This window comes from Paenibacillus sp. P22, assembly GCF_000469945.2.
GTDB lineage: Bacteria > Bacillota > Bacilli > Paenibacillales > Paenibacillaceae > Paenibacillus_O > Paenibacillus_O humicus.
The window spans coordinates 24,156-31,952 of record NZ_CBRA020000026.1 but is presented as its reverse complement, the minus strand read 5'-3'; the positions used below and the strand labels follow the sequence as shown (position 1 = coordinate 31,952).

At 64.1% G+C, this 7,797-nt stretch carries 7 protein-coding genes and 1 riboswitch; all 7 genes read left to right on the top strand.

Features of this window, described 5'->3' with window-relative positions; all coding sequences use genetic code 11:
• Positions 1 to 461: 461 nt before the first annotated feature.
• Positions 462 to 881, top strand: coding sequence for an ABC transporter permease subunit (locus BN871_RS28880; RefSeq protein ID WP_232312850.1), 420 nt, complete (start codon positions 462 to 464; stop codon positions 879 to 881).
• Between the two features lie 83 nt (positions 882 to 964).
• The gene (locus BN871_RS06045; RefSeq protein ID WP_048745010.1) at positions 965 to 2,038 is read left to right on the top strand and encodes an aliphatic sulfonate ABC transporter substrate-binding protein; all 1,074 of its coding nucleotides are present in this window, start codon (positions 965 to 967) and stop codon (positions 2,036 to 2,038) included.
• A 58-nt stretch (positions 2,039 to 2,096) separates the two neighbouring features.
• Entirely contained in the window at positions 2,097 to 3,014 is a 918-nt protein-coding gene (locus BN871_RS06040) for an ABC transporter ATP-binding protein (protein ID WP_021879428.1), read from the top strand.
• 120 nt (positions 3,015 to 3,134) lie between these two features.
• On the top strand, positions 3,135 to 4,259 hold the full coding sequence (gene ssuD / locus BN871_RS06035) for an FMNH2-dependent alkanesulfonate monooxygenase (RefSeq protein ID WP_048745009.1): 1,125 nt from the start codon (positions 3,135 to 3,137) through the stop codon (positions 4,257 to 4,259).
• A gap of 60 nt (positions 4,260 to 4,319) precedes the next feature.
• A riboswitch (TPP riboswitch) is annotated at positions 4,320 to 4,429 on the top strand.
• 153 nt (positions 4,430 to 4,582) lie between these two features.
• Positions 4,583 to 5,188 carry an ECF transporter S component gene (locus BN871_RS06030; RefSeq protein WP_048745008.1) on the top strand — a complete coding sequence of 202 codons (606 nt, stop codon included), beginning with the start codon at positions 4,583 to 4,585 and terminating at the stop codon, positions 5,186 to 5,188.
• Positions 5,189 to 5,192: 4 nt separating this feature from the next.
• Positions 5,193 to 6,875 (top strand): ABC transporter ATP-binding protein, encoded by a 1,683-nt coding sequence (locus BN871_RS06025; protein WP_232312849.1) that lies wholly within the window; start codon positions 5,193 to 5,195, stop codon positions 6,873 to 6,875.
• A complete protein-coding gene (locus BN871_RS06020; protein ID WP_048745007.1) occupies positions 6,866 to 7,654 on the top strand; it encodes an energy-coupling factor transporter transmembrane protein EcfT in 789 nt (262 codons plus the stop codon). Before BN871_RS06025 ends, BN871_RS06020 begins: the two co-directional genes overlap by 10 nt.
• Positions 7,655 to 7,797: the final 143 nt, after the last annotated feature.

The window sequence follows — 7,797 nt, the reverse complement described above, 5'->3', positions numbered from 1 at the left end:
TCAGCGCTTTGGTCTACCCGGTCATATTCATTCTAAGCAGTCGTACGGTCAAGCACGGTCGGGGGCACCCCCTCTCTGATTCTYSAAGTCCCGAAACTTGATTTGAAATCCAACAAAAGTCTTATGGAGAAGTTTCTGGAGAGCGATCTCCTGGAGGGCCGTCCTCCTGCTCTGGTGGCTGTCCGGACGCTTCGGCTGGGTCAGTCCGCTGTTTCTGCCGCCGCCCGCCGACGTCTGGGCCGCCTTCGCGGATATCGCGCAGCACGGCTACAAGGACTCGTCGCTCGCCGCCCATGTCGGAGCGAGCCTGCGCCGGATTCTGATCGCCATCGCGCTGGCGGCCGTCACGGCCGTGCCGCTCGGAATCCTGTGCGGACGCAACCGCTGGCTGAGGGCCGTATTCGATCCGTTCGTCGAATTCTACCGCCCTCTTCCCCCCGCTCGCTTACTACTCGCTGCTCGTGCTCTGGTTCGGCATCGCCGACGAGTCCAAGATCGTCCTGCTCTTCCTGAGCGGCTTCTCGCCTCTGTTCATCGCCGCCGTCCACAGCAGCCGCCAGGTGCCGGCAGAGCGCATCAACGGCGCCCGCTCCCTGGGCGCGCGCGGCTGGAGACTGTACGCCTACGTCATCCTGCCGTCCTGCCTTCCCGATGTGCTGACCGGCCTGCGCACCGCCGTGGGCGTCACCTACTCCACGCTTGTCGCCGCGGAGATGGTCGCGGCCATCTCCGGCATGGGCTGGATGGTGCTGGACGCCAGCAAATATCTTCGCAGCGACATCATCTATGCCGGCATCATTCTCATGGGAATCATCGCGATCATCATCGATTCCTCTCTCCGGCTGCTGATCCGCAAGGCATCGCCGTGGGCTCGGGGCTGACAGCTTCCCAACCCGTTCAGCCGACCGTCCCCCTCTCTTTTCCAAGCTCCCCATTCCCCGATCAGATCAGGAGGCTCCATCCTATGAACAGACTTTCCCATTCCACCGGATTCCGCCGACAAGGACGCGGATTTCTCTATGCCCTTTCCCTCGCGCTTCTCCTGCTTGCGCTCACGGCATGCGGCTCATCCAGCGAAGGAAGCTCAGACCAAGGCGGCGGAAGCTCCGGCCTGCCCAAGGAAATCCGGATCGGCTATCAGGTCAGCCCGAACGGCGAGCTGATGGCCAAAGCTCTCGGACTGGCCGAGAAGAAATTTCCCGGCGTCAAAGTCTCGTGGCTGAAGTTCGACGCCGGCCGCGACGTCAACGCTGCCATGGCGGGCGGCAGCATCGACTTCGGCATGGTCGGCACGCCGCCGGGAGCTTCCGGCATCGCGCAGGGACTGCCCGACGAGATCTATTACATCCACGACATCATCGGCGAGAGCGAGGCGCTCGTCGTGAAGACTTCCGCAGGCATCGGCAGCCTGGAGGATCTGAAGGGCAAGACGATCGCCACCACATTCAGCTCCACTTCCCATTTCAGCCTGCTCTCCGCCTTGAAGCAGAAGAACATCGATCCGTCGGGAATCAAGATCATCGACATGCCCGCCCCCGAAATGGCCGCAGCATGGCAGAGGGGCGACATCGACGGAGCCTACATCTGGCAGCCCGTGCAGTCCAAGCTGATCGCGGACGGCGGCAAGGTCATCGTCACCTCCAAGGAAGTGGCGGCCGGAGGCGGCATCACCGGAGAATTCGGCGTCGTGAGCAAGGAGTTCGCCTCCAAGTATCCGGAAGCCGTCAAAGGCTACATCGAGGTGCTCGACGAGGGGACCAAGTATTACCGGGACCATGCCGAGGAAGCGTCCGGCCTGCTCGCCAAGGAGCTCGGCCTGTCCCCGCAAGAGACGCTGACGGCGATGAAGCAGATCACCGTGCTGGACGCCTCCGAGCAGACTCTTCCCGAGTATATGGGCACACCCGACAAGCCCGGCGCCTTCGGGGCGCTGCTGAAGGAAACGGCCGATTTCCTCGTCGAGCAGAAGTCGATCAAATCCGCGCCCGGCCTGAAGACGTTCCAGGAAGCGATCCGAAGCGATCTTTATTTGAAGTAACGGCCTGAGGCGGGCGTATCGCCCGCATGCCCATTACCGTCCTTAAGGAGGATCCGCCATGACCGTGACAGCCCAACGAACGGGCGCCGCATCCGTGCCTGTGCCGCCGCCCGGCGAAGCCGCTGCGGGCCGCATCCGTCTGGAGCATATCTCCCTTCGCTACGGCCCGGCTTCACCGACTGCCCCTTCCGTGCTGCAGGACATCGGCCTGGAGCTGGCGGGAGATGAATTCATCTGTGTCCTCGGTCCGTCCGGATGCGGCAAGTCCTCCCTGCTGAACCTGATCGCAGGGTATATCCAGCCGTCGGAGGGACGCATCGTCATTGACGGAGCACAGCATTCCGCTCCGGACACCAAGGTCGGCGTCGTCTTCCAGCATGCCAACCTGTTCCCGTGGCTTTCCGTTGCCCGCAATGTCGAGTTCGGCCTGAAAATGGCCGGCATGCCCAAAGCCGAGCGCCGCCGCAAGGCACAAGCCTATCTGGAGCTGGTCGGCCTTGCCTCCGCAGCGTCCATGTATCCCCACCAGCTGTCGGGAGGCATGAAACAGCGGGCCGCCATCGCCCGCACGCTGGCCGCCGACCCCAGCATCATCCTCATGGATGAGCCGTTCAGCGCGCTGGACGCCCTGACGCGCGAGTCCATGCAGACTCATGTCGGCGAGATCTGGAGGAAAACGGGCAAATGCATTCTTTTCATCACGCATGATGTCGACGAAGCGCTGCTGCTCGGCCGGCGCATCCTGCTCCTGCATCCGTCTCCGGGAAGGATCGTCGAGGACTTCGCCAATCCTCTGCATGCGGAAGGAAAGGCTCCGCTGCGATCCAGCCGGGAGTTCGCCGAGCTCCGCGAATGGCTGATCGGGCGCATCGCGGACGGGGCGCCGTCAGGCGCAGCCCGGCAAGGGCGCACCGGACGAGCGGAAGCCATGCCGCTGGGAGGACCGTCCTCCAGGCAGGAGCCGTACCGTCCTTAGATTCATCGTTCAGACGGAAAGACGGGAGCTATTCCATTCCTAGGTTGCCAGCCTGCCGGGTGCTTCCCGTTCATAAATTCGACATCAGGCAAATCGGACAATAATGCAGGAGGAGACATCATGGAACTATTCTGGTACCTCCCTACAATGGGAGACGGGCGCTACTTGGGTACGACGCAAGGCGCCAAAATAACCGACTTGCCTTATTTCCGGCAAATCGCCCAGGCCGTCGACAGGCTCGGCTATACCGGCATGCTCGTGCCGACAGGCCATGCCTGCGAGGACGGCTGGGTCGTCGCATCCGCGCTCATGACCGCCACGGAGCGCCTGCGTTTTCTCGTGGCGGTCCGCCCGGCAGGCGTCTCGGTGACGATCGCCGCCCGCATGGCCGCTACGTTCGAGAGGCTCTCCTCGGGCAGGCTGCTCGTGAACGTCGTCACCGGCGGAGATCCGCATGAAATGCGGGGTGACGGCATTTTTCTGAGCCACGCCGACCGGTACGAGGCTACGGACGAGTTCCTGCAAGTATGGCATCGCCTGATGGCCGGCGAGGAGGTCACCTTCCGCGGCAGGCATATCCAGGTGGAAGGGGCCCGGCTCCAATATCCTCCCTTCGGCCGCAAGTCGCCGCCGCTCTATATCGGAGCCTCCTCGGAAGCCGGCCATGCCGTCGCCGCCAAGCATATCGACACCTATCTGACCTGGGCCGAAACGCCGGAGATGGTTGCGGCCAAAATCGCCGACGTCCGCTCCCGCGCCCATGCTCTCGGCAGGCAGGTCGACATCGGCCTGCGGGTGCAGATCATCGTCCGTGAGACGGCGGAGGAAGCCTGGGCCGCAGCCCGCCGGCTCATCCGCCATGTCAGCGAGGAGGACGCCCGGAGCGCGCAGGCCGTGCTGGATCGGTTCGATTCGGTCGGGCAGCGCCGCATGACACAGCTGGTCCGCGACAGCGAAGGGCAGGACGAGATCGCTCCCAACCTGTGGACCGGCATCGGCCGCGTGCGCGGCGGCGTCGGCACCGCGCTCGTCGGCGATCCCGAATCGGTGGCGCTTCGCCTGAAGGAGTACGCCGCGCTCGGCATCGACAGGTTCATCCTGTCGGGCTACCCCCACCTGGAGGAGGCGTACCGCATCGCGGAGCTTCTGTTCCCGCTGCTGCCCGTGTCCAGCCCGACCCGCCCCCCGGAGCCGGACTGGTCGCCGATGGGCGAGCTGCTCGCGGAAAATATCGCTCCCCGCTGACCGCCGGCCATAATCCCTCTTGCCGCTTCCCGATTTTCACGTTATAGTAAGGACAATTTCCATAGCATGCATGGGGGCTCGATGAAGTCGGGCTGAGACTGCGGCCGTATGCCGCTGACCATTGATCTGATCTGGGTAATGCCAGCGTAGAGAGAATGCACCGCGCCGCCGGGCTTGCGCCCATCCTGCGCGGATATGCCTTTATTCCCTCTGCCCGCCGGCTTCCGGCGGGCTTTTCCTATGCCCCCGGAGGAGGTCGGGCCGGGTCAGCAGCCATCTGTGGGGAACATTCCAATTTTCCTTGAGAGGGAGTCTGATTTCTTATGTCCACCGCCATGCCCAATGCCGACCGTCCAAAAGGACTGACGCTCGCCGACATTCTCGTCACGCTTGTCGTAGCCGTCGTTTTCGGCATCATCTACCGCATCTGGAATCCGATGTACGACATTCTCAAGCCGCTCGGCCTTCATGCGGAGCAGCTCAGCTACGGCATGTGGTTCATGGCCGGCACCTTCGCCTTCCTCCTGATCCGCAAGCCCGGGGCCGCGCTGCTCGCCGAGACGGCCGCGGCCGCGCTGGAAGCGTTCATGGGCGGATCGTGGGGAGCCTCGACGCTTGTCTATGGAGTGCTGCAGGGTCTCGGAGCCGAAATCATCTTCGCCGCCTTCCTGTACCGGAAGGCAGGTGCGATCGTGACGGTCCTTGCGTCCCTGGGCTCCGCCGTCGTCTCCATCTTCATCGACGCGCATTACAGCTACATCGATAAAATGACCGCCTGGAACTACACCTTGTTCGTCTCCATGCGTCTGCTCGGCAGCGTCGTCATCGCCGGCCTGTTCGCCTGGGCGCTGGCCAAGGCGCTGGAGCGCACCGGCGTGCTGAGCCTCATCCGCCCGGCATCGGCCAAGGATTACGAGGCTCTCGGATAAGGCGATGAAAGCTGCAGACGTCATCCTAAAAGGCTGCATTCGCAGCCACACTCCGACGAACGGCGGGGAGATCGGCGCGGCTTCGACGCCGCTTGCAGCTCTCGCTCCCGCCATCGGGAGCGGCCGCTTGCCCTCTATGAATGCCTCCGGAACCGGCACCGAACGGCAGCGTCATGCCGACGAGGCTGTGCCTGCAGCGAAACGGCCGATGCCGCCCGTCCAACATGCCGGGCCTGCGGCGCGCGTAGAGAACCTGCGGCTCCGATATCCCGGAGAAGACACTCCGCTCCTCTTCAAAGGGCTGAGCCTGACCATCGAACGCGGCCAGAAGGTGCTGCTGCTCGGACCGAGCGGCTGCGGGAAGTCGACGCTGCTGCAGGTGCTCGGCGGCCTGGTGCCGGCGGCCATCCGCATCCCGATGAAGGCGGACTGCTGCCTTGTTCCCGCCCGGCCGGGCTATGTGTTCCAGGATCCGGATTCCCAGTTCTGCATGCCGTATGCCGACGAAGAAATCGCCTTCGCGCTGGAGAACGCGGGCATTGCGCGCGAGGAAATGCCGGCCCGCATCTCTCGCTGTCTCGAGGCTGTCGGCCTGTGCCTGGCAGACCCCCATTTCCCGGTAGCCGGCATGTCCCAAGGAATGAAGCAGCGGCTTGCCATCGCGGCCATGATCGCCATGGAGCCCGATGCTCTGCTGCTCGACGAGCCTACCGCCCTCCTGGACGAGGAGGGCACGCGGCAGGTATGGAGCTCGCTCCGCTCCGTCTGGGGCGGGCGGACCGTCATCATCGTCGAGCACAAGATTGCCGGCATCGCGGAAGATATGGACCGGGTCATTGTATTCGGACCCGACGGAAGCATCCAGGCCGACGGCTCTCCTCGCCTCGTGTTCCGGGAGCACCGGGAGCTGCTGCGGGAATACGGCATCTGGTACCCCGGCTTCTGGGAGGACTACGATCGGAATGCCGCCATCCGCCCCGCAGCGACCGCTCCGTCGTCTGGCGTCCGTTCCGCCGAGCTGCTGCTCGAGCTGGACGGTCTGGAAGGATGGCGGGGCGGCCGGCCCAAGGTGCGGACCGGCCCGCTCGCAGTGAACGCCGGCGACTGGATCGCCGTCACCGGCGTCAACGGAGCCGGCAAGAGCACGCTGCTGCTCGCCATCATGAAGCTGATCAAGACCAAGGGAAGCCTGTACATTCCCGGCATTCCGGTCCAAAGCCTGAAAAAGCCCGGGGATATGGCCAAGCATGCCGCGCTGAGCTTCCAAAATCCCGAGTTCCAGCTCGTGACGGACTCCGTCCTCGACGAGCTCGCCTACTCCTTGCCGCGATCGCTGCGGGAACCGGAGCGCAGCAGCCGGGCAAGGACGCTCATGGAGAACTACGCGCTCGACGGCCTCGGCGGCCGCCATCCCTATCAGCTGTCGATGGGACAGAAGCGCAGGCTCAGCGTCGCAACGGCCATGGTCGGCGGCCAGCGCCTGCTGCTGCTGGATGAGCCGACCTTCGGCCTCGACGCGAGCGGCACGGTGCGGATGATGGAGCAGTTGGAACGGCTTCGCTCGGGCGGCTGCGCCATTCTCATGATCACCCACGACCCGGAGCTGGTCCGGCGCTTCGCGACCCGGCAGTGGCTAGTCGACGGCGGGCTTGTTGCGGAAAGGAGCGGCGGCACGGCATGCATCTGACCTTTTCCCATCGCGAAACCTGGCTGCATCGCGTCAACCCGACGCTGAAGCTAGCGGTGTCCGTGCTGCTGTTCGTCGCCGCCCTGTTCGTCCACAACCCCAATGTCATGGCCCTGCTCGCAGCCGCATCCCTGCTGCCGCTGCTTGCAACCGGACATCCGCCTCTGCGCGTGCTGCTGTACGCTTCCCCGTTCCTGCTTGTCTTCATCTCGTCAGCCTCCGGCATGATCATGTTCGGGACCGGCGCTACGCTCTGGTTCGAGCTCGGCCTGATCCGGATCACGGAGGAAAGCTTCTATCGCGGGCTGCATCTGGGGCTCCGCTCGCTCCAGGTCGCGGCGGTCGGACTCGCCTTCGCGCTTACGACCCGTCCGGTCGCCTTGTTCTACTCGCTCATGCAGCAGCTCCGGATGCCGTCCAAGTACGCCTACAGCTTCCTGGCCGCCCTCAATATGGTTCCGCTGCTGGCGGATGAATTCTTCACGCTCCGCCAAGCGCTCCAGATCCGGGGAGCCGGCCCCGGACGCAAAGGAATCTACGGCCGCCTGCGGATGTATGCCCTGCCGCTGCTGGCCCAGAGCATCCGGCGCGCCCACCGGATGGCCGCCGCCATGGAGGCGAGGCGCTTCCGCAGCGGCAGCGGCAAGCGCACGTACTATTACGTCTATGGCTGGTCGCGCATCGATGCCCTGTATGCGGTCTCCATCGCCGCCCTCTGGCTGCTGGCTTGGCTGCTCGGCACCCATTATCCCTTGCTTGCCGCAACCGACGTTCGTTGACGGACGAAGGCAGGAGGCAGCCGTCGCGGCGGTTCCTAAAATACCCAAACAGACCCTGGAGAACTGCTCTCTCCAGGGTCTTTTTTGTGTATGGACGTTCCTGCTATTTAAAAAATGGCTGCCTAATATGCCCTGGGGGAATC